The 26,679-nt window shown below is 60.5% G+C and carries 26 protein-coding genes; 14 read left to right on the forward strand and 12 right to left on the reverse strand.

Annotated elements, in window-relative coordinates:
• Positions 1-146: 146 nt before the first annotated feature.
• The gene (locus tag RL_RS21550; RefSeq protein WP_011653580.1) at positions 147-1,745 is read right to left on the reverse strand and encodes a DHA2 family efflux MFS transporter permease subunit; all 1,599 of its coding nucleotides are present in this window, start codon (positions 1,743-1,745) and stop codon (positions 147-149) included.
• 27 nt (positions 1,746-1,772) lie between these two features.
• On the reverse strand, positions 1,773-2,984 hold the full coding sequence (locus tag RL_RS21555) for an HlyD family secretion protein (protein WP_011653581.1): 1,212 nt from the start codon (positions 2,982-2,984) through the stop codon (positions 1,773-1,775).
• Positions 2,985-3,135: 151 nt separating this feature from the next.
• Here RL_RS21555 and RL_RS21560 point away from each other — a divergent pair, with 151 nt between their 5' ends.
• From RL_RS21560 to lysS, 5 genes are all read left to right on the forward strand, one after another.
• Positions 3,136-3,816 carry a TetR/AcrR family transcriptional regulator gene (locus RL_RS21560; protein ID WP_003543038.1) on the forward strand — a complete coding sequence of 227 codons (681 nt, stop codon included), beginning with the start codon at positions 3,136-3,138 and terminating at the stop codon, positions 3,814-3,816.
• A gap of 105 nt (positions 3,817-3,921) precedes the next feature.
• Entirely contained in the window at positions 3,922-4,761 is an 840-nt protein-coding gene (locus tag RL_RS21565; protein ID WP_011653582.1) for an AraC family transcriptional regulator, read from the forward strand.
• 218 nt (positions 4,762-4,979) lie between these two features.
• A complete protein-coding gene (locus RL_RS21570; RefSeq protein WP_028742334.1) occupies positions 4,980-5,729 on the forward strand; it encodes a TerC family protein in 750 nt (249 codons plus the stop codon).
• A 245-nt stretch (positions 5,730-5,974) separates the two neighbouring features.
• Complete coding sequence (gltX, locus tag RL_RS21575; RefSeq protein ID WP_011653584.1) at positions 5,975-7,441, forward strand: glutamate--tRNA ligase; 1,467 nt, start codon at positions 5,975-5,977, stop codon at positions 7,439-7,441.
• A gap of 22 nt (positions 7,442-7,463) precedes the next feature.
• On the forward strand, positions 7,464-8,960 hold the full coding sequence (gene lysS, locus RL_RS21580) for a lysine--tRNA ligase (RefSeq protein WP_011653585.1): 1,497 nt from the start codon (positions 7,464-7,466) through the stop codon (positions 8,958-8,960).
• Between the two features lie 166 nt (positions 8,961-9,126).
• On the opposite strand, the gene RL_RS21585 is transcribed toward lysS, so the two are convergent.
• Positions 9,127-9,879 (reverse strand): SDR family NAD(P)-dependent oxidoreductase, encoded by a 753-nt coding sequence (locus RL_RS21585; RefSeq protein WP_011653586.1) that lies wholly within the window; start codon positions 9,877-9,879, stop codon positions 9,127-9,129.
• A 132-nt stretch (positions 9,880-10,011) separates the two neighbouring features.
• On the opposite strand from RL_RS21585, the gene RL_RS21590 reads away from it, so the two are divergent.
• Positions 10,012-10,902, forward strand: coding sequence for an AraC family transcriptional regulator (locus tag RL_RS21590; protein WP_011653587.1), 891 nt, complete (start codon positions 10,012-10,014; stop codon positions 10,900-10,902).
• Positions 10,903-10,914: 12 nt separating this feature from the next.
• On the opposite strand, the gene RL_RS21595 is transcribed toward RL_RS21590, so the two are convergent.
• Positions 10,915-11,607 (reverse strand): hypothetical protein, encoded by a 693-nt coding sequence (locus RL_RS21595; RefSeq protein ID WP_011653588.1) that lies wholly within the window; start codon positions 11,605-11,607, stop codon positions 10,915-10,917.
• A 179-nt stretch (positions 11,608-11,786) separates the two neighbouring features.
• On the opposite strand from RL_RS21595, the gene RL_RS21600 reads away from it, so the two are divergent.
• The 7 genes from RL_RS21600 to RL_RS37110 all read left to right on the forward strand — a co-directional run bounded on the left by RL_RS21600 (position 11,787) and on the right by RL_RS37110 (position 18,701).
• The gene (locus RL_RS21600) at positions 11,787-12,695 is read left to right on the forward strand and encodes a LysR family transcriptional regulator (RefSeq protein WP_011653589.1); all 909 of its coding nucleotides are present in this window, start codon (positions 11,787-11,789) and stop codon (positions 12,693-12,695) included.
• 117 nt (positions 12,696-12,812) lie between these two features.
• Entirely contained in the window at positions 12,813-13,973 is a 1,161-nt protein-coding gene (locus RL_RS21605; RefSeq protein ID WP_003543051.1) for an ABC transporter substrate-binding protein, read from the forward strand.
• 212 nt (positions 13,974-14,185) lie between these two features.
• Positions 14,186-15,172 carry an ABC transporter ATP-binding protein gene (locus RL_RS21610; RefSeq protein WP_003543052.1) on the forward strand — a complete coding sequence of 329 codons (987 nt, stop codon included), beginning with the start codon at positions 14,186-14,188 and terminating at the stop codon, positions 15,170-15,172.
• Entirely contained in the window at positions 15,169-16,134 is a 966-nt protein-coding gene (locus RL_RS21615; protein WP_003543053.1) for an ABC transporter permease, read from the forward strand. Before RL_RS21610 ends, RL_RS21615 begins: the two co-directional genes overlap by 4 nt.
• Positions 16,124-16,936: an ABC transporter permease gene (locus RL_RS21620; RefSeq protein ID WP_011653590.1), complete on the forward strand. Its 813-nt coding sequence runs from the start codon at positions 16,124-16,126 to the stop codon at positions 16,934-16,936. Before RL_RS21615 ends, RL_RS21620 begins: the two co-directional genes overlap by 11 nt.
• A 13-nt stretch (positions 16,937-16,949) precedes the next feature.
• On the forward strand, positions 16,950-18,377 hold the full coding sequence (locus RL_RS21625) for a gamma-aminobutyraldehyde dehydrogenase (protein ID WP_011653591.1): 1,428 nt from the start codon (positions 16,950-16,952) through the stop codon (positions 18,375-18,377).
• Between the two features lie 150 nt (positions 18,378-18,527).
• Positions 18,528-18,701: a DUF1328 domain-containing protein gene (locus RL_RS37110; RefSeq protein WP_003552965.1), complete on the forward strand. Its 174-nt coding sequence runs from the start codon at positions 18,528-18,530 to the stop codon at positions 18,699-18,701.
• Positions 18,702-18,780: 79 nt separating this feature from the next.
• Here the strand turns inward: RL_RS37110 and RL_RS21635 are convergent, their stop codons facing one another.
• The 8 genes from RL_RS21635 to tal all read right to left on the reverse strand — a co-directional run bounded on the left by RL_RS21635 (position 18,781) and on the right by tal (position 25,198).
• Positions 18,781-19,440 carry a DUF3313 domain-containing protein gene (locus RL_RS21635; protein ID WP_197729399.1) on the reverse strand — a complete coding sequence of 220 codons (660 nt, stop codon included), beginning with the start codon at positions 19,438-19,440 and terminating at the stop codon, positions 18,781-18,783.
• Positions 19,441-19,599: 159 nt separating this feature from the next.
• Entirely contained in the window at positions 19,600-20,976 is a 1,377-nt protein-coding gene (locus RL_RS21640) for a sensor histidine kinase (protein ID WP_011653594.1), read from the reverse strand.
• Complete coding sequence (locus RL_RS21645) at positions 20,973-21,695, reverse strand: response regulator (protein WP_011653595.1); 723 nt, start codon at positions 21,693-21,695, stop codon at positions 20,973-20,975. Before RL_RS21645 ends, RL_RS21640 begins: the two co-directional genes overlap by 4 nt.
• 248 nt (positions 21,696-21,943) lie before the next feature.
• Positions 21,944-22,222: a hypothetical protein gene (locus RL_RS21650; RefSeq protein WP_041936474.1), complete on the reverse strand. Its 279-nt coding sequence runs from the start codon at positions 22,220-22,222 to the stop codon at positions 21,944-21,946.
• Between the two features lie 131 nt (positions 22,223-22,353).
• On the reverse strand, positions 22,354-22,845 hold the full coding sequence (locus RL_RS21655) for a hypothetical protein (protein ID WP_011653597.1): 492 nt from the start codon (positions 22,843-22,845) through the stop codon (positions 22,354-22,356).
• A 126-nt stretch (positions 22,846-22,971) separates the two neighbouring features.
• The gene (locus RL_RS21660; RefSeq protein ID WP_011653598.1) at positions 22,972-23,421 is read right to left on the reverse strand and encodes a DoxX family protein; all 450 of its coding nucleotides are present in this window, start codon (positions 23,419-23,421) and stop codon (positions 22,972-22,974) included.
• Positions 23,422-23,470: 49 nt separating this feature from the next.
• Positions 23,471-24,139 carry a DUF1345 domain-containing protein gene (locus RL_RS21665; protein WP_011653599.1) on the reverse strand — a complete coding sequence of 223 codons (669 nt, stop codon included), beginning with the start codon at positions 24,137-24,139 and terminating at the stop codon, positions 23,471-23,473.
• Between the two features lie 93 nt (positions 24,140-24,232).
• The gene (tal, locus tag RL_RS21670) at positions 24,233-25,198 is read right to left on the reverse strand and encodes a transaldolase (RefSeq protein WP_028742341.1); all 966 of its coding nucleotides are present in this window, start codon (positions 25,196-25,198) and stop codon (positions 24,233-24,235) included.
• Positions 25,199-25,624: 426 nt separating this feature from the next.
• On the opposite strand from tal, the gene RL_RS21675 reads away from it, so the two are divergent.
• The gene (locus tag RL_RS21675; RefSeq protein WP_011653601.1) at positions 25,625-26,650 is read left to right on the forward strand and encodes a sugar-binding transcriptional regulator; all 1,026 of its coding nucleotides are present in this window, start codon (positions 25,625-25,627) and stop codon (positions 26,648-26,650) included.
• Positions 26,651-26,679 lie beyond the last annotated feature (29 nt).

Raw genomic sequence — 26,679 nt, forward strand, 5'->3', positions numbered from 1 at the left:
ACGGGCGGGTTTCCGCATCGTTTTCCCGGCATGTTCGCTTCGGACCGATCCGGTGGCGATGATCGACCTGATGACATAGCGACCTGAAAACGGCAAACAAAAAGACCCTCCGAAGAGGGCCTTTTCAAGGGGCGGCAGGCCGGAGGTCAGTGGCCGCCACCGCCTCCCCCGCCTTGCGGCGCGGGTTTCTTGATCATGGCGACACCGAGGATCATGGCAAGGAAGAGTGCGGTCAGGATCAGGAACACGTCACTGAAGGAAAGAATGATCGCCTGTTTGGTGGCAAGGCCGACCATCTGCTTGATGGCAACCGAGGCGCCATCCATGCCATAGGTGTTGAAGTTGGCGGCCATGCTGTTCATCTGGTCGATCGCCGCCGGATTGCCCCAGTCCATATTCTCCCGCAGCCGCTCGTAGTGCACGTCCTGCCGGTTGGTCAGAACGGTGTTGATGACGGCAAGGCCGACGGCGCCGCCGAGGTTTCTGGTCAGGTTGAAGAGGCCGGACGCGCCGCGGATGCGCGAGGGCGGCATCGTGCCGAGCGCGATGTTGTTGATCGGCACCATGCACATCATCAGCCCGAAGCCGCGCAGGATCTGCGGGATGAAGAGCTCGTAGAAATCCCAATCCGCCGTTAGATGCATCATGATGAAGGTGCCGGCGGCAAAGCTGACGAAGCCGATCACCATCATCAGGCGCAGATCCATCTTGGTCGACAGCCGCCCGGCGATCGGCGCGGTGAAGAACATCGCAAGCCCGGAGACGAACATCGTCTCGCCGATCATCAGTGACTCATAGCCGCGGATGCGCCCGAGATAGACCGGATAGATATAGGTGAGACCATAGAGGCCGATGCCCATGACGAAGGAAAACACCGAGCCGAAGGAGAAATTCCGGTTCGAAAACGCCTTGAGGTCGACGACGGGGAAATCCACCGTGAAGGCGCGATAGAAGAAGACGATGGCTGCAACGCCGGAGGCAACCGCGGCGATGGTGATGAAACTGTCGTTGAACCAGTCGTTCGAATTGCCTTCTTCGAGCACATATTCCAGCGCGCCGAGGAAGACGCCCATCGAGACCAGACCCCACCAGTCGAACTTCTTGAAGAGCGACAGTTCCGGCTTGTCGAAATCGATGAAGTTCCAGGTGACGATCGTGACGATGATGCCGGGCACGATGTTAACGAGGAACAGCCAGTGCCAGGAAAAGGCATGGCTGAGATAACCGCCGACGGTGGGGCCGATGGTCGGCGCCAGCGTCGCGATCAAGCCGATGATCGGCGAGACGATGCTGCGCTTCGACGGCGGGAAGATGGTGAAGGCGGCCGCGAACACCGACGGGATCATGCCGCCGCCGATGAAGCCCTGGATGACCCGGTAGACGATCATCTGGTCGATATTCGTCGCGGTCGCGGCAAGCGCGCTCGCCATGGTGAAGCCGGCGGCCGAGATCGCGAAAAGATACCGCGTCGAGATGATGCGCGCCAGCGTGCCCGAGAGCGGGATCATGATCACTTCGGCGATCAGATAGGACGTCTGCACCCAGCCGATCTCGTCGCTGCCGGCCGAAAGGCCGGCCTGGATCTCCGCAAGCGAGGCCGAGACGATCTGGATGTCGAGGATCGACATGAACATGCCGAGCACCATCGCGAAGAAGGCGATGAGCTTCTTCGGATCCATGCGCTCGTCGGTATGGGCGGGTGCCGCCGGCATCGTCCCCGCCGTTGCTGTCGCGCTCCCGGCCATCAGATCACCCCTGTCTTTCCTGAAGGCTTACTTGCTCGGCGCCGTGCGGGTGTCGACGTCGACGACGACGCTCAGGCCCGCGCGCAGACGGCCGCTGTCGAGCGCATCCTGCGGCAGCGCGATGCGCACCGGCACGCGCTGGATCACCTTGGTGAAGTTGCCGGTGGCGTTCTCCGGCGGCAGCAGCGAAAAGACCGAGCCGGAAGCCGGCGAGATCGATTCGACGGTGCCGACGATCGGATGATCGCTATAGGCATCGACCTGGACGTTGACCTTCGAGCCCGGCACCAGATGCTGGATCTGCGTTTCCTTGAAATTGGCGTCGATATAGAGCTGGCGCACAGGAACGAGCGCCATCAGGCGCTGGCCGGGAGAGACGAGGTCGCCTTCCTGGACGGAGCGGTTGCCGACGATGCCGTCATAAGGCGCCTTGAGCACCGTGAAGGAAAGGTCGCGGACGGCCTTGTCGCGTGAGATCTCCAGCGAACGGACCGAGCCTTCGGCTTCCTTGCGCTGGGCCTGGAGAATGGTGATGTTGGCCTGTGCGGCGGTGATGTTGGCGTCGCCGCCGGCAAGATTGGCCTTGGCCTGGTCGAGGGCGATATTGGCGTTGTCGAGATCGGCGGCGGTGCCGACCGACTTCGCCTGAAGGTCGCTCTGGCGCTTCTGGGTGATTTCGGCACCGCGAACGGCCGCTTCGAGTGCTACCTTCTGCGCCTGCGCCTGCACGAGGCTTGCATTCGCGCCTTCGATCTGCGCGTCGATACGCTGCAGTGAAAGCTGTTCGGTGACGATCTGGGCCTGGGCCAAGTCGAGGGCGTTCTGATAGTCGCCGTTATCAAGCGTGGCAAGCACGTCGCCCGCTTTGACTTCCTGGTTGGCGACAACGTTCACCTTCGCGACGTAGCCCGTGACCTTCGGCGAAATCGTTGCGATATCGCCTTCGATATAGGCGTCGTCGGTCGACACCATGAAGCGGCCGTTCGTCCACCATTCGTAACCATACCAGCCGCCGCCTGCGAGAAGGGCGAGCACGACGATCGGCAGCACCGGGCTGCGGCGCTTCTTGGGAGCCGCGGGTGCGGCGACAGAAGCCGGCGCCGACTGCGCGGGAGCAGAGGGAACTTCGCGGGCTTCCGCCGTCGGAGCTTCTACGCCCGCGACCTCGGCCTTTACCTCTTCGGTTCCGGCGTTTTCGCTGACGATACGCGCGACGTTGCTCTTCTGGTTGCTCGACATGGCCACTTTACCGATCTGGAGTAAATAATCGAACTGAACGGTTCGGTTCAGTTGACTTAAACCTGTTTTATCGTCATATCAAGATGTATAGAACCAACCGGTTCGATTTCTTTTAAAGACCATGCGAAACCGTCAACACGGTTAAGAGGACATGACGCTGAAACCCGACCACGCCGCCGTATTCAGTCCTCCCGCTGCCGGAGGCCGATTTGCCGCAGGCGAAGATCCGGCCAAGCGCCAGCAGATCCTCGCCGGCGCCAAGCGCGTCTTCATGAAGATGGGGTTCGACGCCGCCAGCATGAACGACGTGACCCGCGAGGCCGGAGTCTCCAAGGGAACGCTCTACGTCTATTTCACCAACAAGGAAGAACTGTTTTCGGCGATGATCGAGACCGAGCGCGCCGCCTTCGTGGCGGCCGTGCGCACGGCGCTTGCCGAACATGACGATCCCGAAGCCGGCCTGTACGAATTCGGGATAAGCTTCGTCACCCATATGACCGATGAAAAGGTCATCAGCGCGATGCGCACCGTTCTCGGCGTTCGCGACCGCATGCCGGTGCTCTGTCAACGCTTCTTCAAGGGTCCGGAAAATCTGCGCACCATCATGCGCGACTTCCTGGAACGCTACATCGCCGAAGGCAGGTTTGAGATCGACGACATCGATCTGGCCGCCGGCCAGTTCCTCGATCTCGCCAGCGGTAGTTTCTTCAAGCTCCGCCTGTTCGGAAGCATGGAAGAACCGCCGTCGCGCGATGAAATCGAGCGCGTCATCCGCGGCGCGATCCGGGTCTTCATGGCCGCCTACGGCGCGCGCCGGCACGAGACCGCCTGACCACACCCTTGACCGCCGTGCTCCATCGGCCAGAATCCCGCAATAGCGATCAAATCCGGCTGCCGGCCTTCCGCTAAGGAAGAAGCTGCAACCAGGAGAATGAGAATGAGCGCCGTCGGACGGGCGATCTGGTTCATCGAGAGCCATTTCGAAAGCGATATATCGCTGGAAGAGATATCGGAAGCAGCCGGATTGTCGCGCTACCATCTGTCGCGCGTCTTCGGGCTCGTTACCGGTCACTCGATCAGCGGCTATATAAGAGGGCGCCGCCTCAGCCGCGCCGTGCCGGCGTTGGTCGGCGGCTCATCCACCATTCTCGAGATTGCGCTTTGCGCCGGCTACGGCTCGCACGAAGCCTTCACCCGTGCCTTCCGCGACCAGTTCGGCATGACGCCGGATGCGGTGCGCAGACAGGGGCACGCCCGTAACCTTGTCTTGCTGGAGCCGATCAGAATGGACCCCGCCCACCTCAACGACCTCGAACCGCCCCGCTTCGAAACCCTTCAACCGATGCTGTTTGCCGGCTTGCAGGAGACCTACCCCTATGGCGGCAATGCCGCCATTCCCTCTCTCTGGCAGAAATTCAATGCCCATTTTGGTCATATCTCCGGCCAGAAAGGCAACGTCGCCTACGGCGTCTGTACCCATATCGATGGTGAAGCAGAGAAATTCCGCTATATGGCCGCGGTCGAAATTTCCGATGCCGGCGATCTGCCGGCAGATTTTGCAACGCTCAAGCTTCCGGGCCAGCGCTACGTCGTCTTTGCCCATCGCGGCCATGTCTCCGGCATTCCGGCGACCATGAACCGGATATTTGGCGCATGGTGGCCAACCTCAGGCCTGGAGCACGGCGAGACACCCGACATGTTCGAACGCTACGACGAGCGCTTCGACCCCTATACCGGCATGGGCGTCACCGAAATCTGGTTGCCGATTAGAGCATGATGCCGAAAAGTGTCAGCGGTTTTCGGACGACATCATGCTCTAACTCTTTAATTTAGAACAGGATTCAAATTTAAGGCCGACCCGGCCTTAAATCATCCTGTTCTAGGGAATAAAAGTCACATCGGTTTCGTATACCCCCTTGCGGCGCTTGCCTGACAGGCCGGCGACATTACATTGCGAGCGTCATTACTCACGTGACGCAAAAGGGATATATGCTGATGCAGGAAATCATGACGCTCATTCAGGATCCGGCCGCCTGGGTGGCGCTCATCACGCTGGTGGTGATGGAAGTTGTTCTCGGGATCGACAACCTGATCTTCATTTCCATTCTCACCAACAAACTGCCGCCCGAGCACCGGGAGAAGGCCCGCAAGATCGGCATCGGTCTTGCGCTCGTCATGCGTCTCGCCCTGCTCGGCACCATCGCCTGGATCGTGCAACTGACCGAACCGCTGTTTGAAGCCTTCGGCCACGGCTTCTCCTGGAAGGATCTGATCCTGATTGCCGGCGGTCTGTTCCTTGTCTGGAAGGCCACCAAGGAAATCCACCACAGCGTCGATCCGGAAGATCACGGCGAGGACTTCATCGCAAGTTCGGCAACGACCGGCTTTGCATCGGCCATCGGCCAGATCCTGCTGCTCGACCTCGTCTTCTCCGTCGACAGCATCATCACCGCCGTCGGCATGACGCCGCATCTGCCGATCATGGTGGTCGCAGTCGTCGTCGCCGTTACCGTCATGCTTGTTGCCGCGACCCCGCTTGCCAACTTCATCGAGAGGAACCCGACGATCGTCATGCTGGCGCTCGCCTTCCTGCTGATGATCGGTACGACGCTGATCGCCGAAGGCATGGGCTTCCATGTGCCGAAGGGCTACGTCTACGCCGCCATGGCCTTCTCGGCGCTGGTCGAGGTGCTGAACATGTTCGCGCGCAACGCCCGCAAACGCAAACGCGACGCCGCGCATTGAGGCTTGGGCAGGAGGGCGCGGCGGAACCGGCGCGCCCTCACGCACCGCCATCAGGCCTTCGCAAGCGTGGTTTTTCTTGACGCGCCGGGTTGAATATGGCCTAAGGCCAGCCGAACGGACGATCGGCGGATAATGCGGGCGCATGCCCTTTTCCGGCCGGTTTGCCGATGAAGCTATCTGCATCCTTCCGGCCGAACGTCGCTTTCCCATGAAAGCCGTCCGGCATTCATTGACGGGCACACACAATGACAGTTTCCGGGACAGCCACCGGCGTCCGCGTCCGCATCGCTCCCTCGCCGACCGGCGAGCCGCATGTCGGCACCGCTTACATCGCTCTTTTCAATTACCTTTTCGCCAAGAAGCACGGCGGCGAGTTCATCCTGCGCATCGAGGATACCGATGCGACGCGCTCGACCCCGGAATTCGAAACGAAGGTGTTGGACGCACTGAAATGGTGTGGGCTGGAATGGAAGGAAGGCCCCGATATCGGCGGCCCCTACGGCCCCTATCGCCAGTCCGATCGCAAGGACATGTACCAACCTTACGCCCAGGAATTGCTGGAAAAGGGTCATGCCTTCCGCTGTTTCTGCACGCCGGCGCGGCTGGAGCAGATGCGCGAAACCCAGCGCGCCGCCGGCAAGCCGCCGAAGTATGATGGCCTCTGCCTGAACCTCGCCGCCGAGGAAGTCACCTCGCGCATGGCCGCCGGCGAGACCACCGTCATCCGCATGAAGATCCCGACCGAAGGTTCGTGCGACTTCACAGACGGCGTCTATGGCGAAGTCTCGATCCCCTGGGATTCCGTCGACATGCAGGTCCTCGTCAAGGCCGACGGCATGCCGACCTATCACATGGCCAACGTCATCGACGACCATCTGATGAAGATCACCCACGTGGCGCGCGGCGAGGAATGGCTGGCTTCGGTGCCGAAGCACATCTTGCTCTATCGCTATTTCGGCTGGGACCAGCCGGTCTTCATGCATCTGTCGCTGATGCGCAATGCCGACAAGTCGAAGCTGTCGAAGCGCAAGAACCCGACCTCGATCTCCTATTACTCCGCGCTCGGCTATATCCCGGAAGCGCTGATGAACTTCCTCGGCCTGTTCTTCATCCAGATTGCCGAAGGCGAAGAGCTGTTGACAATGGACGAGCTGTCCGAAAAGTTCGACCCGGAGAACCTCTCCAAGGCCGGCGCGATCTTCGACATCCAGAAGCTCGACTGGCTGAACGGCCGCTGGATCCGCGAGAAGCTGTCGGAAGAGGAATTCCAGGCGCGTGTGCTGACCTGGGCGATGGAAAACGACCGCCTGAAGGAGGGTCTGCGCCTCTCGCAGACGCGCATTTCCAAGCTCGGCGAACTACCCGATCTCGCCGGCTTCCTGTTGAAGTCCGATCTTGGTCTGCAGCCTTCCGACTTCGCCAAGATCAAGTCGCCGCCGGAAGAGATCCTGGAGATCCTCAACACCGTTCAGCCGGATCTCGAAAAGATCCTGGAATGGAATGTCGAGACGATCGAGGCGGAGCTGCGCGCGATCGCCGACCGCATGGGCAAGAAGCTGAAGGTCGTGGTCTCACCGCTTTTCGTCGCCGTGTCCGGCTCGTCGCGCTCGCTGCCGCTCTTCGATTCCATGGCGATCCTCGGCCGGTCCGTTGTGCGTCAGCGCCTGAAGCTCGCCTCGCAGGCGGTCGCCGCCCTCGTCGGCTCGAAGTAAGAACAGTCAGAGGATTTCGACAATGGCTGACAACAAGAGCGAAAACACCCTTTCCTCCGACGCGACGGAAGTGCGCGCTCAGAAGCTGAAGCTGCTGCGTGAGCAGATCGGCGAGGTCTATCCGGCGCATTTCCACCGCACGATGACCAACGCCGAGCTCATCGCGAAATATGAGAACCTGGAACCTGACGTCGAGACGCAGGATGTCGTTACCGTCGCCGGCCGCGTCTACTCGTCGCGCAACTCCGGCATGTTCATGGACATCCACGATGCCCGCGGCAAGATCCAGATTTTCAGTCACAAGGACACGACCCCGGAAGAAGCCCGTGCGCTTCTGCCGATGATCGACATCGGCGACATCATCGGCGTCACCGGCAGCGTACGCCGCACCAAACGCGGCGAGCTGACGATCAATGCGCAGACGATCACCATGCTGACGAAGTCGCTGCTGCCGATGCCGGAGAAGTGGCACGGTCTCTCCGACATCGAACTGCGTTATCGCAAGCGCCATCTCGACATCATGACCAACGAGGATTCGAAGCTCCGCTTCCAGCAGCGCTCGAAGATCCTCTCCGGCATCCGCCGCTTCATGGAAAATGACGGCTTCATGGAAGTCGAGACGCCGATGCTGCAGTCGGTCTATGGCGGCGCCACCGCCGAGCCGTTCAAGACCCATCACAACACGCTAAAGCTCGACATGTACCTGCGCATCGCGCCGGAACTGTTCCTCAAGCGCACGCTGATCTCGGGGCTCACCGACAAGGTCTTCGAGGTCAACCGGAACTTCCGCAACGAAGGCGTCTCCACCCGACACAATCCCGAATTCACCATGATGGAGTGTTACTGGGCCTATGCCGATTACGAGGACATCATGGACCTCGTCGAGCGGCTGTTCGAGAGCTTGGCGCTCTCCATTCACGGCACGACGGAATTCCCCTTCGGCGACAAGACCATGTCCTTCAAGGGTCCGTTCAAGCGCGTTCCGATGCCCGATGCCGTCAAGGAAGCGACCGGCATCGACTTCCGCGCCATCAAGACCGATGAAGAGGCGCGCGTCGCCGCCAAGGCTGCCGGCTTCGCAGTCGAGAAGGATTGGACCTGGGGCGAATGCCTCGCCTTCATCTTCGAGGAAAAAGTCGAATCCACCCTGATTCAGCCGTCGCATGTCACGCATTTTCCGAAGGACATCTCGCCCTTCGCCAAGGAAGTGCCGGGCGAGCCGCGCCTCGTCGAGCGCTTCGAGACCTATTGCAACGCCTGGGAACTCGGCAACGCCTTCTCGGAACTCAACGATCCCGAAGAGCAGCGCCGCCGCATGGTCGAGCAGCTCGAACAGGCGCATGCCCGCGGCGAAAAGGAAAAGCAGCTGGACGAGGAATTCCTCGACGCGATCGACCAGGGCATGCCGCCGGCAGGTGGCCTCGGCATCGGCGTCGACCGTCTCATCATGCTTCTGACCAATGCGCCGTCGATTCGCGACGTCATCCTCTTCCCGGCCCGCCGCAGCAAGGCCGACTGAGAACCACATTCTTTAAAATGAAAAAACGGAGCGCCCGAAAGGACGCTCCGTTTTGTTTGAGGCAGACTGGTGAAAAACCGGCCGATGGACCAAGACACAGTGGTTTGGTCGGTCACGGAATGACGTTATTTCGTTGGCTTTTGTTATGATCGAGTTGTCGTCACACTCAGATCATGTAGCCGCCGGCGACCTCGATCGTCTGCGCATTGATCCATGCGCCGTCGTCGGACGCGAGCATGGCGATGACGCGACCGACATCCTCGGCTTCGCCGATACGGCCGAGAGCCGTCTGTGAGGCGAGCAACGCGGCAAACTCCGGGTTCTTGTCCAGCGCAGCATCGGCAAGATTGGTGCGGATAGGACCGGGCGAGATGGCATTGGCGCGGATCCTGCGATCGCCGAACTCCTTCGCCTGATAGCGGGTCAACGTCTCAAGTCCGGACTTGAGGGCTGCATAGGGCGCAACACCTGCTGTTGCGACGCGAACGGAAGCGCTCGTTACATTGAGGATCACGCCGCCATCGACCATCAGCGGCAGCAACGCCTGCGTCAGGAAGAACGGCCCTTTCAGGTGAACATTCATCAGAGCGTCGAACTGGCCCGTCGTCACCGTCTCCATCAGATTGAACATGCCGAAACCGGCATTGTTGACGAGGCAATCGAACGTATCCCGGCCCCAATAAGTGGAAAGCAACCTCTTAACCTCCGCCACGAAGGCCGGAAAGCTGTCGGCATCACCGACATCGAGGGCAAGCGCGACGGCCTGACCACCTTCTGCCTTGATCGCGGCGATGACTTCATCCGCACCTGGTTTGTGGCTGTTGTAGGTGAGGATGACACCCATGCCGCCCCTTGCGCATTCCTGCGCTGCCGATTGACCAATGCCACGGCTGCCGCCGGTAATGATTGCGATTTTCATTTCTGTCTCCTTTGCTTCGGTAGTCGGAAGCTATGGGAAACAACCGGCCTGCACTTCGCCGGAAACTGCCTCGTTCTTGCCTATTCCTGCTTTTACCTTGCGCCGTGTCACTTGCTGGGTCAGGATTTCGCCATGCAAACAATGCTCGAAGAGATGCGCCGCTTGACGGCCCACGCTGAAAACCGCCCGACGGAAACCGGCATACCCGGCATACTGATGGTCAAAGGGGAGATCCCCGAACACAAGCTCGGCGCCGTTTATGAGCCTATGGTCAACCTGATCCTTGATGGCAGCAAGACGCTGACGATCGCCGGACAGGACTACTATTACGATCCAGCGAGCTACTTCGTGATATCGATCGATGTGCCGGCGACGGGCATGGTGCAGCAGTCAGGTCCCGACCGGCCGTATCTCGGCGTCAGCCTATCGCTCGATCCGGCAAAGGTCGCAGCGCTTCTCCTGGATCTTCCGCCGCAATCCTATCAGGAGGGACAAAGCGGTGGCTATTCCGTCTGTCGCATGACGCCGGAACTTCTGGGTGCCTGGCTGCGGATGCTGCAACTCATGGAGCGCCCGCAGGATATCCCTGCCCTTGCCCCGGCCTACGAACGCGAAATCCTCTATCGCGTGCTGCAGGGACCGCAGGGCTGGATGCTGCGCGATATCGCAGCACCCGATAGCGCCCTGTCGCGGATACGGCTCGCCATCCGCTGGGTTCGCGAGCACTATGCCGAAGCGGTCGAGGTCGAAAAACTCGCCGCCCTCACCGCCATGAGCGTCTCGGCTTTCCATCGCCATTTCAAGGCTGTGACGGCGATGAGCCCGATCCAGTTCCAGAAGCGTATCCGCCTGCTGCAGGCCCGCCAGCTTCTGATTTCCCAATCCGGAAACGCCTCCTCGGTCGCCTACTCGGTGGGCTACGAGAGCGCCTCGCAATTCACCAGGGAATATGCACGTTTCTTTGGCCAGCCGCCGGCGCGCGACGCCTCGCTGATAAGGGAAAATATCAGGCCTGCCGCCTGATGCTTTTTGGGTTTAGTGCCCGCTCTTGGCCGGCGGCGCCTCTTCGGGAGCGGCTTTTGCCGGAGTGGCTGCATCCTGGGGCGCTGCGCCGTGTCCGCCGGCTGCTGCCTTGCCCTCACTCTTTGTGGAAGCAACCGCGACCGGGTCGACGCAATCCTCGGGATCCTTGAAAGCGGCGCTGATCATGGCGATCTCGTCGAACGGCATCTCTATTCGCTCGCCGAAGAACAGCCCGTTTTCGCTGGCCTTGCCGTCGTAGTAGCGCGCTGTATAGGACTTGTCGTCGAGGCCGGGAACGGTCTTGTCGGGATGCGGGATATAGACGACATCGGCGCCGATCGCCCGGCCGCGAATATCGGCGCGCATCGTCGGTCCGTTTTCGTCGAGCACCACCACCTGCACCAGATCCGGCTTCTGCGCGGCATAAACCGCCTGAGCGACACGAAGCGCGGTCTTGACCCGCGTCATCCCGTCGGTCGGTTCGGTCTTGATGTATTTGCGCACCCAGACGTGGTCCTGCTTGCGGATCGTCACCAGGTTGACGTCACTGCATTCGAGCCCGTAGCCACCACCAGTTGCACCGATCAGCCTGTCCTTGCCGACATAGACCGCCGCACCGCCGGACACGCCCATGAGAAGAGCGACTCCGCCAATGATGATTGCCAATTTCCGGGAAGGCCGGAATATGCGCAGTAAGGCCTTCACGCCAACTGCTCCGCCATCTGAAACTCCAACGCAGGACAAGTGCTGAGAACGCTAAGGAAATGACGTTTCCGAAAGTTTAAGTGGGCATGCGAAGCCCGCTCCATTTTAGGAAAATACCAAAAAAGGTCCGCTTTTTCCGACCGCTTGCCACGGCCTGTTCCGCCATGCTCTAAAACCCCATGGCCTTCACTCTTCGCCAGGTTCAATATTTTGTCGCCGTCGCCGAACAGGGTTCGGTGACGCGAGCCGCACAGAACCTTTCGATCTCGCAATCCTCGGTGACGGAAGCGCTGAAGGAGCTTGAAAGCGATCTCGGCGTCGAGCTCTTCGAGCGCCATCCGCGCGGCCTGACAATCACCCATAGTGGCCACCAGTTCCTGCGCCATGCGACGAAGATCCTGGCCTCCGTCTCCGATGCGCGCACCAGCTTTTCCGGTCAGCAAAGCGCCCTCTCCGGCACACTGAACATCGGCGTCACTTCGCTTGTCGCCGGCTACGTGCTCTCCGATCTCCTGGCGCGATACCGGCGCGCCTGTCCGGGCATCGAGGTCAGCGCCATCGAGGACAATGGCGGTTACCTCGAACATCTCCTGGTCGGCGGCGAATTGGATGTCGCCGTGATGGTGATATCAAACCTGCGCGACCGTATGGCGCTGCAGGCGGAAATCCTCGAAACCTCACCCTATCGACTATGGCTGCCGATGGGCCATCCGCTGGTGTCGGCCGACATCATCTCGGTCGCCGATATCGCCCGTGAACCGCTGATCATGCTGACGGTCGACGAAATCGAGGAGAACACCGGCAAGCTGCTCTCGGCACTCGGCGCCCGCCCGCATGTCGCCTTCCGCACCCGCTCGGTGGAGGCGGTGCGCAGCCTGGTTGCAACCGGCGCCGGCGTGGCCCTGCTTCCCGATCTCGTCTACCGACCATGGTCGCTGGAGGGCGACCGCATCGAGAGCCGCGACGTCTCCGGTTCGCTGCCGGTCGTCCAGGTCGGCATGGTCTGGCGCAAGGGCTCCAGCCTGCCGCAGGCGGCGCGCGACTTCGTCGGTATCGCCGAGAGCTTAAGATCCGGGCGCATCCGCTGATATCGGAATTTCCGATATCGCCTTTCTGATAAATGAATTTGCGAAAGCGGCTTTTTCGCGTCACCTTTTCAACCGGGAACAAACCGCCACAGAAAGTGGCAAACCGGGAGACGGATGATGACGAATCTGTTGAAATCCTGCACGGCAGCGCTCGCCTGCCTGAGCTTCGCGACCCAGGGAATCGCCGCCGAACCGCTGAAGGCCTTGGGCAAGGGCGAAGGTGCGGTCAGCATCGTCGCCTGGGCCGGCTATATCGAGCGCGGCGAAACCGACAAGAACTACGACTGGGTCACCGATTTCGAAAAGGAGAGCGGCTGCAAGGTTTCCGTCAAGACCGCCGCCACCTCGGATGAAATGGTGTCGCTGATGAACGAGGGCGGCTTCGATCTCGTCACGGCATCGGGCGACGCCTCGCTCCGCCTCATCGCCGGCAAACGCGTCCAGCCGATCAACACCGATCTGATCCCGAGCTTCAAGACCGTCGACGAGCGCCTGCAGAACGGACCGTGGTATACGGTCGGCGGCGTGCACTACGGCGTGCCCTATCTCTGGGGGCCGAACGTGCTGATGTACAATACCGATGCCTTCAAGGACAAGGCGCCGACCAGCTGGAACGTCGTCTTCGAGGAGCAGACACTGCCCGACGGCAAGTCGAACAAGGGCCGCGTCCAGGCCTATGACGGCGCGATCTACATCGCCGATGCCGCCATGTATCTGATGGCCCACAAGCCGGATCTCGGCATCAAGGATCCCTACGAGCTGAACGAGGACCAGTACAAGGCCGCCCTCGACCTGTTGCGCGGCCAGCGCAAGCTCGTCTCCCGCTACTGGCACGATGCGATGATCCAGATCGACGACTTCAAGAACGAAGGCGTCGTCGCCTCCGGCTCCTGGCCTTTCCAGGTGAACCTGCTGCAGGCCGACAAGCAGAAGATCGCCTCCACCTTCCCCGATGAAGGCGTCACCGGCTGGGCCGACACCACCATGCTGCACGCCGACAGCGAACATCCGAACTGCGCCTATATGTGGATGGAACATTCGCTGAAGGCCAAGGTCCAGGGTGACGCCGCCGCCTGGTTCGGCGCCGTGCCCTCCGTTCCCGCCGCCTGCAAGGGCAATGAACTGATGGGCGATAGCGGCTGCGCTACCAACGGCTTCGATCACTTCGACAAGATCAAGTTCTGGAAGACCCCGGTCGCCAAATGCACGACGCAGAGCGAATGCGTGCCGTACCATCGTTGGGTGTCCGATTATATCGGCGTGATCGGCGGGCGGTAATTTGCGTCCTCACTGAGATGACTGTTTAGCGTGAGACCCCTCCCCACAAGTGGGAGGGGCTCCGAGTGGCCCCGCCGAATCCTGCCGAAACGCCAAGGTATTTGCGAAGGGGTACGGCAGGCTAAGCCCCTCCCCCTTGTGGGGAGGGGTTTGGGGCGGGGTCATAAACCAAAACCGCAGCCTCTCTAAAAGCAAAGAAGCCGGAGCCCCCAATGACACCCGCCGTCCGTTTCCAACAGGTATCGCGCCATTTCGGCCAGGTTCGCGCCGTCGACGGCGTCGATCTCGAGATCGCGCCGGGCGAGTTCTTCGCGATGCTTGGCCCCTCCGGCTCAGGCAAGACGACGTGCCTGCGATTGATAGCCGGCTTCGAACAGCCGACATCGGGCCATATCCAGATCTTCGGCGAGACGGCCGAGGGCGTTCCGCCCTATCGCCGCAACGTCAACACCGTATTCCAGGACTACGCGCTCTTCCCGCATCTGAACATCCTCGACAATGTCGCCTACGGGCTGATGGTCAAGGGCGTCGGCAAGGCGGAGCGGATCAAGGCCGCGGGCGACGCCCTCGAGCTCGTCAAGCTGCCGGGTTACGGCACCCGCCGCCCCGGCCAGCTGTCCGGTGGCCAGCGCCAGCGTGTGGCGCTCGCCCGCGCGCTGGTCAACAAGCCGAAGGTGCTGCTGCTCGACGAACCGCTCGGCGCGCTCGACCTGAAACTCCGCGAACAGATGCAGGAGGAATTGAAGAGCCTGCAGCGCGCGCTCGGCATCACCTTCGTCTTCGTCACCCACGATCAGGGCGAGGCGCTGTCCATGGCCGACCGCGTCGCCGTCTTCAACGACGGCAACATCGTCCAGGAGGGCACGCCGCAGGATATCTACCGCCGCCCGAAGAACCGCTTCGTCGCTGATTTCGTCGGCTCGTCGAACGTCATCGCACCTGATCTGATGGCCTCGCTCGGCGGCGAAAGACGCTGGGCAAGCCTCCGCCCCGAAGCGATCCGGCTGGCAGGCGACGGCGTCGAGGCCCAGGTCGACAATGCGAGCTTCCTCGGCGCAGCCACGCGCCTCACCGTTGGCCTCCAGGGGGCCCGGCTGCATGTGATGCTGCCGGCGGGCGCAGATGTGCCTGTCGTCGGCGCCGGCATACGCCTTGGCTGGCAGCCCGGCGATATCCACTACATGGATGACGCGGCATGACGGCGATCTTCATCACCACCAATGAGGCGACATCGATTCTTCCGGGGCGCGGCGGCCTCTTCGGCCGGCTGTCCGATGCCTTCTGGCGGCACCCGAAACTGCTACTCTTCCTGATGCTGACGCCGCCGCTACTCTGGCTCGGCATCATTTATATCGGTTCGCTGCTCGCCCTGCTTCTGCAGAGTTTCTTTTCGATCGACGACTTCTCAGGCCTGGTGAATTACGAATTCACCCTTTCGACCTATGCGCAGCTTCTAAACCCCACGAATTTCGACATCATCATCCGCACTTTCGTCATGGCAGCGCTGGTGACCATCGCTTCCGCCTTGATCGCCTTCCCGATCGCCTACTACACAGCGCGTTATGCGCAAGGCAAATGGAAGGCGCTTTTCTATCTCGGCATCATGCTGCCGCTCTGGTCGAGCTATCTCGTCAAGATCTACGCCTGGAAGCTGATCCTCGCCAAGGAAGGCATCCTCACCTGGATCTTCGAGAAGCTGCATCTCTCCTGGCTGCTGGACGGCATCCTGAACCTGCCCGTCATCGGCGGCAATTCGCTTTCGGTGAGCTACCTCGGCACCTTCATCGTCTTCGTCTATATCTGGCTTCCCTACATGATCCTGCCGACGCAGGCGGCCCTCGAGCGTGTGCCCGGCAACCTGATCGAGGCCTCGTCCGATCTCGGCGCCACGCCGCGCCAGACCTTCCGCACCGTGCTGCTGCCCTTGGCGCTGCCCGGCATCGTCGCCGGCTCGATCTTCACCTTCTCGCTGACATTGGGCGATTACATCATCCCGCAGATCATCGGCTCGTCCAGGCTCTTCATCGGCCAGGCGGTCTATACCCAGCAGGGAACGGCCGGCAACGTGCCGCTGGCGGCCGCCTTCTCCGTCGTACCGATCGTCATCATGGCGCTCTATCTCTGGCTCGCCAAGAAACAGGGGGCCTTCGATGCGCTCTGACCTCAAGACATCGCCGCTTCCCCTCAAGATCGCAGCCGCCGGCGGATTGCTTTTCCTGCACCTGCCGATCCTGCTGATCTTCGTCTATGCCTTCACGACGGAGGAAAAGAGCTATCAATGGCCGCCGCCCGGGCTGACGCTGCAATGGTTCGCGGTCGCCTGGAACCGGCCGGACGTCTGGTCGGCGCTCAGCCTTTCCGTGCAGGTCGCCGTCATCGCCACGGCGATCGCGCTGGTCCTCGGCACGCTCTGTGCGGCGGCCGTCAGCCAGACGAAGTTCTTTGGCCGGGAGGCGATCTCGCTGCTGGTCATCCTGCCGATCGCGCTTCCCGGCATCATCACCGGCATTGCGCTCCGCTCCGCCTTCAGCCTGTTCGACATCCCGTTTTCGGTCTGGACCATCGTGCTCGGCCACGCCACCTTCTGCGTCGTGGTCGTCTACAACAATGCGGTCGCCCGCTTCCGCCGCACGTCAGGTTCGCTGATCGAGGCCTCGATGGATCTCGGCGCCGACGGCTTCCAGACCTTCCGCCATGTCATCCTGCCGAATATCGGCACCGCCCTGCTCGCCGGCGGCATGCTCGCCTTCGCGCTTTCTTTCGACGAGGTCATCGTCACGACCTTCACCGGCGGTCAGCAATCGACCTTGCCGATCTGGATGCTCGAAGAACTCATCCGCCCGCGCCAGCGTCCCGTTACCAACGTGGTCGCCATGGTCGTCGTGCTCGTCACATTCCTGCCGATCCTGGCAGCCTATTACCTCACCCGCGACGGCGACCAGATCGCTGGCGGCGGCAAATAAAAGGGAGAACATCATGGATATCCAAATGCTGATCGGTTCCCGCTTCGAAAAAGGCACGGAAACGGAAGAGCACGTCCTGAACCCGAAGACGGGCGAGACGGTGCTGGACCTTGCCGAAGCGTCGCTTTCCCAGGTCGACGCTGCCGTCGACGCCGCCGAAAAGGCCTTCAAGACCTGGTCGCAGACGACGCCCGGCGAGCGCTCCGGCTACCTGCTGAAGATCGCCGACGCGATCGAGAAGGATGCCGCCGGCTTTGCCGCACTGGAGGCTTTGAACTGCGGTAAGCCGATCAATGCCGTGCTGAATGACGAGATCCCGGCGATCGTCGATTGTTACCGCTTCTTCGCCGGCGCCGTGCGCAACCTGCACGCACCGGCGGCCGGCGAATATCTGCCCGGCCACACCTCGATGATCCGCCGCGATCCGATCGGCATCGTCGGCTCGATCGCGCCGTGGAACTATCCGCTGCTGATGATGGCCTGGAAGCTGGCGCCGGCCATTGCCGGCGGCAATACAGTCGTCTTCAAGCCTTCGGAGCAGACGCCGCTGACGGCGTTGAAGATGGCGAAGCTGCTCTCCGAAATCCTTCCCGAAGGCGTCGTCAACGTCATCCTCGGCCGTGGTGAAAGTGTCGGCAACGCCCTGATCAATCACGCCAAGATCGGCATGGTCTCGATTACCGGCGATGTCGCAACCGGCAAGAAGGTGCTGCAGGCCGCGGCCAAGACGGTCAAGCGCACCCACCTGGAACTCGGCGGCAAGGCCCCGGTCATCATCTTCGACGATGCCGATATTGATGCGGTCGTCGCCGGCATCCGCACCTTCGGCTATTACAATGCCGGTCAGGACTGCACCGCCGCCTGCCGCATCTATGCCGATGCCAAGGTTTACGACAATTTCGTCGCCGACCTCTCCTCGGCCGTCTCGAGCATCCGCTTCAACCAGGCCGACGATACCGAAAACGAGATCGGCCCGCTGATCTCCAAACGCCAGCGCGACCGCGTCGAAAGTTTCGTCGCTCGTGCTTCCGAGCACAAGCACATGGAAATCACCGCCGGTGGCAAGGTCTCCGGCGACAAGGGCTTCTTCTTCACGCCGACGGTCATTGCAGGCGCCCTGCAGGACGACGAGATCGTCCGGCGCGAGGTCTTCGGCCCGGTCGTCTCGGTCACCCGCTTCTCCGATGCCGATGATGCTGTTGCCTGGGCAAACGATAGCGACTACGGCCTGGCCTCTTCCGTCTGGACCAAGGATATCGGCCGCGGCATGAAGACAGCCGCCCGCCTGCAATATGGCTGCACCTGGATCAACACCCATTTCATGCTGACCAACGAGATGCCGCATGGCGGCCTCAAACAGTCGGGCTACGGCAAGGACATGTCGGTCTACGCACTGGAGGACTACACCGCCGTACGCCACGTGATGATCAATCACGGCTGACCGGCAGGAAAGGCAAGGGTACGAAATTCGACGCAATGCCCATCGGTAGCACCGGGAGGGTGCTCCCCAGAGATCGCCATTCCATTCAAGCGATCTGGAACATTTTCCCGGTTGCCGCGTCTTTCCCAAGCAAACGCAAAGGATGATGTCATGCTGAAATGGGCTCTGATATTTTTTGTCATTTCGATCATCGCCGGCTTCTTCGGTTTCTCCGGCGTCTCCGCAGCGACCGCGACAATCGCACGCGTTCTCTTCGGCATCGCGCTGGTGATCTTCCTGATCTTCCTTGTCCTTGCGCTGATGGCCGGCCAGGCGATCCTGTGAGCGGTCGCGGGGGCCGCTGCGCCTTGCGCTTGCGGCCCCCGCCGTCTGTTGTCGCCACAGCCCCTTTAAGCCCTGCGGCCTATTTCAACTCGGCACGCAGAGCATCGGCACCTTTGCGGATGCCCACCATGGAGGCATCCATCGCCGTGAAGCTTGCGCCGATATTCATCGCGTTGGGATATTGCTTGGTGACATAGGAAGACAGGAGGCGATTGCTCGCAGCGTCATAGATCTCCACGGCATAATTCACCGAGCCGGTCATCGAGCCTTCCCGGCCGCGAACGGCCTGGACGGTGTTATACAATCCGCCTGCGACGTCGATGCGCGTGACCGTTCCGAGGACCGCGGTCGTTGCCTTGGCGCCCGTCAGCGTCAGATGCAATCTGAGAGTCGCTGGAGCAGGCGTGCTGACGACAGCAAAGCGCGTCTTCAATTTTTCCGTGAATTGAACCTGCATGTAATTGGCAAGGAATGCTTTGTCTTTTTCTAAGACCTTGCCGAACTGGTTGTCGGGACCGTTATAGACGGCAACGGGATCGACGATGATCCTGTTGTACTGGCTCCAGTTGACTTTCGTCTGATAGCGATACGGTACGCGGCCGGTTTTATCCTCGCTGTTCGGCTGGAGCTGCGATGCCGAAGCCAGCCCGGAATAAACCGTGGGGTCAGGGGTCGTGCATGCGGCAACGCTCGAACAGGCGAGCATCAGTGCGGCGCCGACTTTCAAATTTTTTATCAATGACTTGGCTCCAGCTTTGGAAATACCGAATGGCATCTGCTGGCAGCGGTTTTATGGAATTCGAATGTTGCTGTGTTTGCTATGATATGCGGAAATGTTCGTGAGCCGTGTTCGCTCCGGGCAGCGCGACGCGTGATGACGCGACGGCCGGGCAATAAGTCATTGTGATGAAGGGATCGGCGGCGCGCCTTCGGGCTGGATCGCCTGAGGGGCGGGAAGATCGATCACGACGACCAGGCCGGTTGGCGTCCTGTCCAGCAACATCAACTGTCCATTATGCGCTTTGGTGACAATTCCTTTGGCGATCGGAAGGCCGAGCCCAAGCCCGGAGCCGCCCTGGGCACCGATCTGGCGGGATTTATCCACTTTGAAGAACGGCTCCAGAACTTTTGCCTTGGCCTCATCGGTCAAACCAGGACCATTGTCGCCCACCGATATTTTGATCCCGCCATCGTCGCTCTCTTGCAGATCGATTTCGACTTGCTTTGCATAACGAGACGCATTGTCGACCAGATTCGTGATTGCCCGAGTCAGGGCCTGAGGTTTGCAGACAAACGCCAGCCGCCGCGAACCGGTGAAGCTTACATCGACGCCCATGTCGGAGAAGTCTGTCGCAATCGTCTGCAGCAGGCTTGAGATATCGACCTTTCGATCAGTCTCCGCAGTGGACGCGTCTTTGAAATAGGCCAGGCACTCGTCGATCATGAAACTCAAGGTGGCGATATCGGCCAGCATCAGGCCGCGAAGCTCGGGCTCGCCGGAACGCTCGGCACGCATCCGCAATCTCGTCAGAGGTGTCCTGAGATCATGCCCCACGCCACTCAGCATTCTTGTTCGATCCTCCGCCATGCTCTGGATGCGATCGCTCATGACGTTCAGCGATTCCGCCAGGCTTCGAATCTCGGCTGCGCCGTCCGGTTCGAAAGGCTTTTCCCAACTGCTCTCGATGCTTGCTCGCTTTGCGGCGGCGGCAAAGCGCCTCAGAGGCTCGGTGATAAGCCAGCTGCTGAAATATGCAAGCAGCACCAATGGGATGACGATTTTCAAAAATCCGCTCACGGCGGCCGGAACAAACCAGACATAGCTGGGAAAAACCGGTAGTTGAAAGACGAGGGCGCGCTTGTCGTCAATTCCGACAGTCAGGACATCTGGGTGCGATTGACCGATGACGAAGCGATGAAATGCCGCAAAAATATTGTCGGCAAGCATTGTGTTGATACGCGCCACCAATTCGCTGGGAGATACCATCTGCTGTTTGCCGGCAAGTGGCTGCTCCAGGGACAATTTTTCGACCCCAACGCCGAGTGCCGCTGCTCTCTTGAGAACGGTGACTTCGTCCTGCGCTGAACTTGCCTGGGCAAATTGCTCCGCGACCATCGCCGCTCTGGCAGCAAACAGGCCGTTTTGAAACCCACGATCATGACGGCCGTAGATATAGGGCTCCATGGCGGTTGCCGCGACGGAAACGAGCACGACAAGGAAGGTCGCCAATATGAGGATCTGGCTTTGGATCGAAGCGCGCCGAAAATTTCTCAAGGGAGACGCTCTACCTTGGATGCGAAGAGATAACCGCCCAGCCGCACCGTCTTTATGAACGTCGGATCTTTCAGATTTGGTTCGATCTTTTGCCTGACCCGGCTGATATGGGCGTCGATGCTGCGCTCGACCGGCCCCGCCGATCCGGCATGTGTCATCGACAACAGCTGTTCGCGCGTCAAGACCTTGTTGGGATTGCAGCAGAAGGCCAGGAGGATATCGAACTCCGCGGTTGTCATGGAAACCTGCGCTCCATCCGCGTCGTGGAGTTGGCGGCTTTTTGGATCGATGCGCCACCCCGAGAACATCATCGGTCCAAGTGCTTCCTCCTGATGATGAGCATATGACGCTCTGCGGAGAATACTCTTGATCCGGGCCAGTAGCTCGCGGGAGTTGAATGGTTTCGTGACATAGTCATCGGCTCCGAGCTCCAGGCCGAGAATGCGGTCGATATCCTCCTGCAGCGCCGTCAGCATCAGGATTGGCACCGAGCACGCTGCACGAAGCCGCCTGCAGATGCTGAAACCATCCTCGCCCGGCAACATCGCATCGAGAACGATGAGATCGAATTGCTGCCGCACCATCATTCGATCCATAGCCGCACCGCTCTCCACCGACGAGGCCTCGAAGCCGCTGCTTCGGACAAGGTCCACCAGCATATCCGCGATGGGGGGATCGTCTTCGACGATGAGGATATGAGCCTGATTGGGAACTGCCATTTCTTATGCCATCGTCATTCGTTCTCTTGCCGGGAGATGCCCCTCGGCGCGAAATTACCACGTTTCACCGTGTCTCAGTCAGGCGGGCTCGGCCACTGTCAACCGCAGTGGTTAATCTCCCCAGCGTTCAGGCACCACACGATCTGTCGCCGCCGACGCGGCTCCGCCTTCAGCATATCAAGTGTCGTGCAATGCTATATTCGATAATGTTGAGATATGTTGCAGGATTTTCGACACGGGGTCCGGCGTCAAAACTGGCTTTCGGGATCGCCGCTGATTTCCACCTTGTCACCTTGGATGGCGCTGTCGATGATGACGGTGGCGATGAAACACATCCGAACGACCAGCAGGCAAAAGAACACCAGAGAGACGATCGCCGTCGTGTAATGCTTCAACGCCGAGCGCTTCGGAAGCCGTGCGGTGAATCTATCGAGACCGTTTCTGGCGAGACGACCGATCGCCACGAGCAGGAACAATAGCGTGATGATATATCCGCTTGCCGACGCTGCGCCTAGCAACTGAAACATGAGAAGACACCCGCACCACGTAAAAAGTTCTGGTTTCGGAATGACGCTTTCAAGCCGACGAAACCCGGTAGAAAGATGCCGATAGGCTCCGTCGGGAACGCGGCGCGTCGGCGATGAAAATTCGGCCACGTCTATTCAGCCCGCTCCGCGCTTGATGTGGAACGGCGACTTAAAAGAAGAGATGTGGCAGCACGCCACCGAGATGCCCTCGCCGCACCTGCAATCGACGTCTCCTTCGTAGCCGCGGCTTTTTGGACCGCATCAATCCTGCCTGTCCTCGACTCCGTGAGGGCCGCGACCCTTCTTAGAAATGCGTCGCTGTCGAACTCCTTAGAGGAGCGGACGGACTTCGTGGCCGACTGGACAGTATGGAAGAACACCTCCAGATTGATGACCGGTATCGGCTTGATATTTCGGACCATATCGATATCCGATCGCATCGTTACGGCCAGAAAATATCGGTCCGAACGCAAGGCGTCGAAAAGCTCCGGCACCGAGGACACAGCCGCCGCGACATATCCGCTCTCATTCAATTTCGAGACGATATCGCAGGCAGCGTCTTTTCCGAGAAAGACGAGAATTGGCTTTTGCTGATTGCTTTGCGCGGAAGACATCACTGGCACACTCCTGACTTGTCGCCAAAAGTGTAGCCCGCATCGACGCTTCTGTTTGTTCGGTTTTATTCGGTTTTATTGCGCCAGGGAGCGCTCGCAAAACTCAGCCCGGGGTGGCCGGACCTCGGTGCAGGTTTACGACAACGCCGCCCTGAGCCACGGATGCATTCTGTTTGTTTGCTTTCTCAGCAGCTTGTCGATCGATATCGATCCCGCACCGGAAGCCGAGAGCACGAACATGCCGCCGGCAATCGCCAGGTCCTTCTCGAAGTGCAGCAGTTCGTTCTGGCTCGCAAAATTCGTGTGAAAGAGAAAGGCGGTCGCCAGGCAGAAGAGCGCCAGCGCCAATGCGCCAAGCCGGCTGAGGAAGCCTGTCGCGATGGAAAGGCCGGCGCCGATCTGAAGGGCAATGGTGGCAAGTGCCACCGGCGCCGACAGCCCCAGTTTTGCGAAAATGTCGAAAGTCGCCGTCATATCTGCCGCGAGCGTCCAACCTTCGTGCAGGAAAATCAGCGACAGCAAGAGCCTGCCGAGGAGAAGAATGAGATCGGCCAGTCGGGGCCGGCTTGAGGCGTTTTCCATCATACCCTCCGGTTTGAAGAGCGGGTGGTTAGCCCGCTCATGGCAAGGCGCATTATAGCAGGCTCGCCCCGACATTGATCGCAAGCGCCAGGATCGTCGTATTGAACAGGAACGACAGCACGGCATGCAGCAGCGTCAGCTTGCGCATGCTGGTCGAACTGACCGCGACATCCGCAGTCTGTGCGGCAACGCCGATGGTGAAGGAGAAATAGAGGAAATCCCAGTAGCCGGGCTCTTCGATCCCGTCCGGAAACTTCAGCCCGCCCTCCTCGTCGGCTCCGCCATAGAAATAATGGGCATAGTGGATGGTAAAGAGCGTGTGCAGGAAGATCCAGGAGATCAGGATCGTCAGAACCGCAACACCTGCCCGTGCCAGCGCGACATCAGGTGCCGCCTCCTTGATCGAATGAAGCTCGAGGCCGATGCCGGCAACGCTGGCAAGTGCGGCACCGATCGAAAGAGCCAGCAGGACGGTGTCGGAGAAATCGAGATCCTCGGAACGTTTCCGGATGCTTTCAACCGTGGCCCGCAGCATCTTGCGCCAGCTGAGAGCGACAAAAACGCCGGCGCTGACATTCCAGCCGAACAGAATGTTGCCGGCGCTGACCTCACGCGAGGTTACAGCCAAGAAGACCACCAGTCCGGCAAGGACGGCGATGATGAAGCTCGCATGCTTGTAGGCAAATGCCATCAGCGAATTTGCCCGTTCCTCATCCGCCATATCGGTCTCCGACAGCATATGCCCTTGATAACAGCACGAAAAAGGCGCGCCTGCCAGCCGGCAGCCGCGCCTTCGATTGCATGCCGTGCCTTATCAGGCGGCGGCGAGCTGCAGTTCCTTCTGCACCATGGTGCGCAACGTTCCCAGATCCTTGGCGAAGGCGCGGATGCCTTCGGCAAGTTTTTCCGTCGCCATCGCGTCTTCGTTCATCATCCAGCGGAAGGTCTTCTCGTCGACCGAGACCTTCGGGTCCGGCTTGCGGCTCTCCGGCGAGAGCTTGCGCTCCAGCTTGCCTTCATCCTTGGCCAGCTCGTCGAGCAGGTTCGGGCTGATGGTCAGGCGGTCGCAGCCGGCAAGGGCTTCGATTTCGCCGGCACTGCGGAAGGAGGCGCCCATGACGATCGTCTTGATGTCGTTCGCCTTGTAGTAGTTGTAGATTTCACGAACGGAGACGACGCCCGGATCTTCCTCGGCGGTGTAGTCCTTGCCGGTCGACTTCTTGTACCAGTCGAGGATGCGGCCGACGAAGGGCGAGATCAGGAACACTTTGGCGTCGGCGCAGGCGATCGCCTGGGCCTTGCTGAAGAGAAGCGTCAGGTTGCAGTCGATGCCTTCCTTCTGCAGCACTTCTGCGGCGCGAATGCCTTCCCAGGTCGAAGCAAGCTTGATGAGGATGCGGTCCTGGCCGATGCCGCGATCCTTGTAGGCGGCGATGATTGCGCGCGCCTTGGCAAGCGAAGCCTCGGTATCGAAGGAAAGATCGGCGTCGACTTCGGTCGAGACGCGGCCTGGGACGAGCTTCACCAGGGCTGCACCGACGGAGATGGCGAGACGATCGGCGACGGCAGAAGAAACGGCTTCCGGATTGCCGCCCTGCTTCTTGCCCCAGGCGACGGCTTCCTTGATGGCGTCGGCAAACATCGGCGTGCCGAGAGCCTTGAGCACGATGCTCGGGTTCGTCGTGCAATCGACCGGCTTCAGGCGGGCGACGGCTTCGATGTCGCCGGTATCGGCGACCACGGTGGTAATCTCGCGAAGTTGGTCAAGCTTGGATGTCATGGTCAATAATCCTTGTTGAACTTGGGCTGCGACCGGCGCGCGTTCCGCCGGGCAAAGGTGATCTACCGACAGGTTGTTTGCATGCTGCAGGCGAAAATGCGCGCATCCGTCGCGGATGATTCATAAACGTGAAGGACAGTGGCCGTGTTCCGGCCGCGAACGGACGGCTGCTCAAACGCAAGCGATGCCGCTTGCGGCTGGAAGGCCGGTCGTGACTTTCGGCATGCCCGCACTATGTCCTCCTCGGACGGACAAGAACGACGTGTGTCACCCGGACTATCGCCATTCGCCTAACGAAAAGTCAAGGACATTTGTGCATTTCAATTGACATAAGTGTCACACCCGTCATTATCCCCGGCAACAAAAGCGTCGCTAAGGCCTTTCATTCTGTGAGGGATCTAGGGCAGGAAATCGTGCGGAGGAGATGTGGTCAAGCTCAAACGCGGCACGCACACGGCCTATTCCGAGGCATCCTCGCTGCGGCTAAGGGCGGCTTGGCTCTATTACAACGAGGGCTTAACCCAGAAGGACGTCGCCGAGCAGCTCGGCATCAGCCGCACCACCGTCATCCGCCTGCTCGACGAGGCGATGAAACGCAGCGAAGTCCAGATCTGGATCAACGACTCGATCGGCGACTGCGTTGAACTTTCGGTGAAGCTGGAGCGCGCCTACGGCCTCGACGAGGCGATCGTCGTCCCTGCGACGGTCAATGGCGACGTCAATTCGCTGGCTAAAAATGTCGGCCTGGCGCTTGGCCAGTTCCTCTCCGAAGCCATCCCTGACGACTATACCATCGGCGTCGGCTGGGGCCGCACCATGACCGCCTCGCTGTCGAGCTTCCGGCCGCCGCGCCGCGCCAATTGCAAGGTCGTCTCGCTGCTCGGCGGCATCGTTGCCGTGCACCAGACGAACCCGATCGATTACACATGGCGGCTGGCAAACCAGCTTGGCGCCGAATGCTTCATGTTTCTGGCGCCGCTTCTCGTCGATTCCATCGAGACCAAGCGTAATCTGATTGAGAAATGCGGGCTGGATACGATCTACCGCCTCGCCGAGAATCTTGATCTGGCGATCGTCAGTTGCGGCGATATTGGCCCGCATTCGACCTCGCTGTCGGAGGGCTGGATCTCGAAGGCCGAGCTGCAGGAACTGATCGATGCCGGCTGCGTCTGCGACACGATGTTCAACTTTCTCGACAAGGACGGCAATTCGGTCGACCACTCGATCAATCGGCGCGTGATGTCCGTCGATCTCGACACGCTGAAGGAGGCAAAGCATATCGTGCTCTCCTCCGGCGGCGCCCATCGGGCCGTCGCCATTCGCGCGACGATCAAGCGCATCGGCTGCAACACGCTGATCACCGACGAAAGTGCTGCCCGGGCGTTACTGGAACTGGCCGAGACATCACTGCCAGCGTCTTCTCCCCAACGGGCAGAAGTGCCGGAGCGATGAGCGGCGACACGTCGCTCCGCCCGGAAATC

The sequence above is a fragment of the Rhizobium johnstonii 3841 genome (genome assembly GCF_000009265.1).
Taxonomy (GTDB): Bacteria; Pseudomonadota; Alphaproteobacteria; order Rhizobiales; family Rhizobiaceae; genus Rhizobium; species Rhizobium acaciae.

Excerpts from the sequence above, each read along its gene's own strand:
- RL_RS21615 (WP_003543053.1), top strand. The coding sequence starts at position 15,169 with ATGACGGCGATCTTCATCACCACCAATGAGGCGACATCGATTCTTCCG.
- RL_RS21605 (WP_003543051.1), top strand. The coding sequence starts at position 12,813 with ATGACGAATCTGTTGAAATCCTGCACGGCAGCGCTCGCCTGCCTGAGC.
- RL_RS21585 (WP_011653586.1), bottom strand. The coding sequence starts at position 9,879 with ATGAAAATCGCAATCATTACCGGCGGCAGCCGTGGCATTGGTCAATCG.
- RL_RS21620 (WP_011653590.1), top strand. The coding sequence starts at position 16,124 with ATGCGCTCTGACCTCAAGACATCGCCGCTTCCCCTCAAGATCGCAGCC.
- lysS (WP_011653585.1), top strand. The coding sequence starts at position 7,464 with ATGGCTGACAACAAGAGCGAAAACACCCTTTCCTCCGACGCGACGGAA.
- RL_RS21550 (WP_011653580.1), bottom strand. The coding sequence starts at position 1,745 with ATGGCCGGGAGCGCGACAGCAACGGCGGGGACGATGCCGGCGGCACCC.
- RL_RS21645 (WP_011653595.1), bottom strand. The coding sequence starts at position 21,695 with ATGGCAGTTCCCAATCAGGCTCATATCCTCATCGTCGAAGACGATCCC.
- RL_RS21665 (WP_011653599.1), bottom strand. The coding sequence starts at position 24,139 with ATGGCGGATGAGGAACGGGCAAATTCGCTGATGGCATTTGCCTACAAG.
- RL_RS21610 (WP_003543052.1), top strand. The coding sequence starts at position 14,186 with ATGACACCCGCCGTCCGTTTCCAACAGGTATCGCGCCATTTCGGCCAG.
- tal (WP_028742341.1), bottom strand. The coding sequence starts at position 25,198 with ATGACATCCAAGCTTGACCAACTTCGCGAGATTACCACCGTGGTCGCC.
- RL_RS21570 (WP_028742334.1), top strand. The coding sequence starts at position 4,980 with ATGCAGGAAATCATGACGCTCATTCAGGATCCGGCCGCCTGGGTGGCG.
- RL_RS21560 (WP_003543038.1), top strand. The coding sequence starts at position 3,136 with ATGACGCTGAAACCCGACCACGCCGCCGTATTCAGTCCTCCCGCTGCC.
- RL_RS37110 (WP_003552965.1), top strand. The coding sequence starts at position 18,528 with ATGCTGAAATGGGCTCTGATATTTTTTGTCATTTCGATCATCGCCGGC.
- RL_RS21565 (WP_011653582.1), top strand. The coding sequence starts at position 3,922 with ATGAGCGCCGTCGGACGGGCGATCTGGTTCATCGAGAGCCATTTCGAA.
- RL_RS21650 (WP_041936474.1), bottom strand. The coding sequence starts at position 22,222 with ATGTTTCAGTTGCTAGGCGCAGCGTCGGCAAGCGGATATATCATCACG.
- RL_RS21555 (WP_011653581.1), bottom strand. The coding sequence starts at position 2,984 with ATGTCGAGCAACCAGAAGAGCAACGTCGCGCGTATCGTCAGCGAAAAC.
- RL_RS21600 (WP_011653589.1), top strand. The coding sequence starts at position 11,787 with ATGGCCTTCACTCTTCGCCAGGTTCAATATTTTGTCGCCGTCGCCGAA.
- gltX (WP_011653584.1), top strand. The coding sequence starts at position 5,975 with ATGACAGTTTCCGGGACAGCCACCGGCGTCCGCGTCCGCATCGCTCCC.
- RL_RS21660 (WP_011653598.1), bottom strand. The coding sequence starts at position 23,421 with ATGATGGAAAACGCCTCAAGCCGGCCCCGACTGGCCGATCTCATTCTT.
- RL_RS21625 (WP_011653591.1), top strand. The coding sequence starts at position 16,950 with ATGGATATCCAAATGCTGATCGGTTCCCGCTTCGAAAAAGGCACGGAA.
- RL_RS21590 (WP_011653587.1), top strand. The coding sequence starts at position 10,012 with ATGCAAACAATGCTCGAAGAGATGCGCCGCTTGACGGCCCACGCTGAA.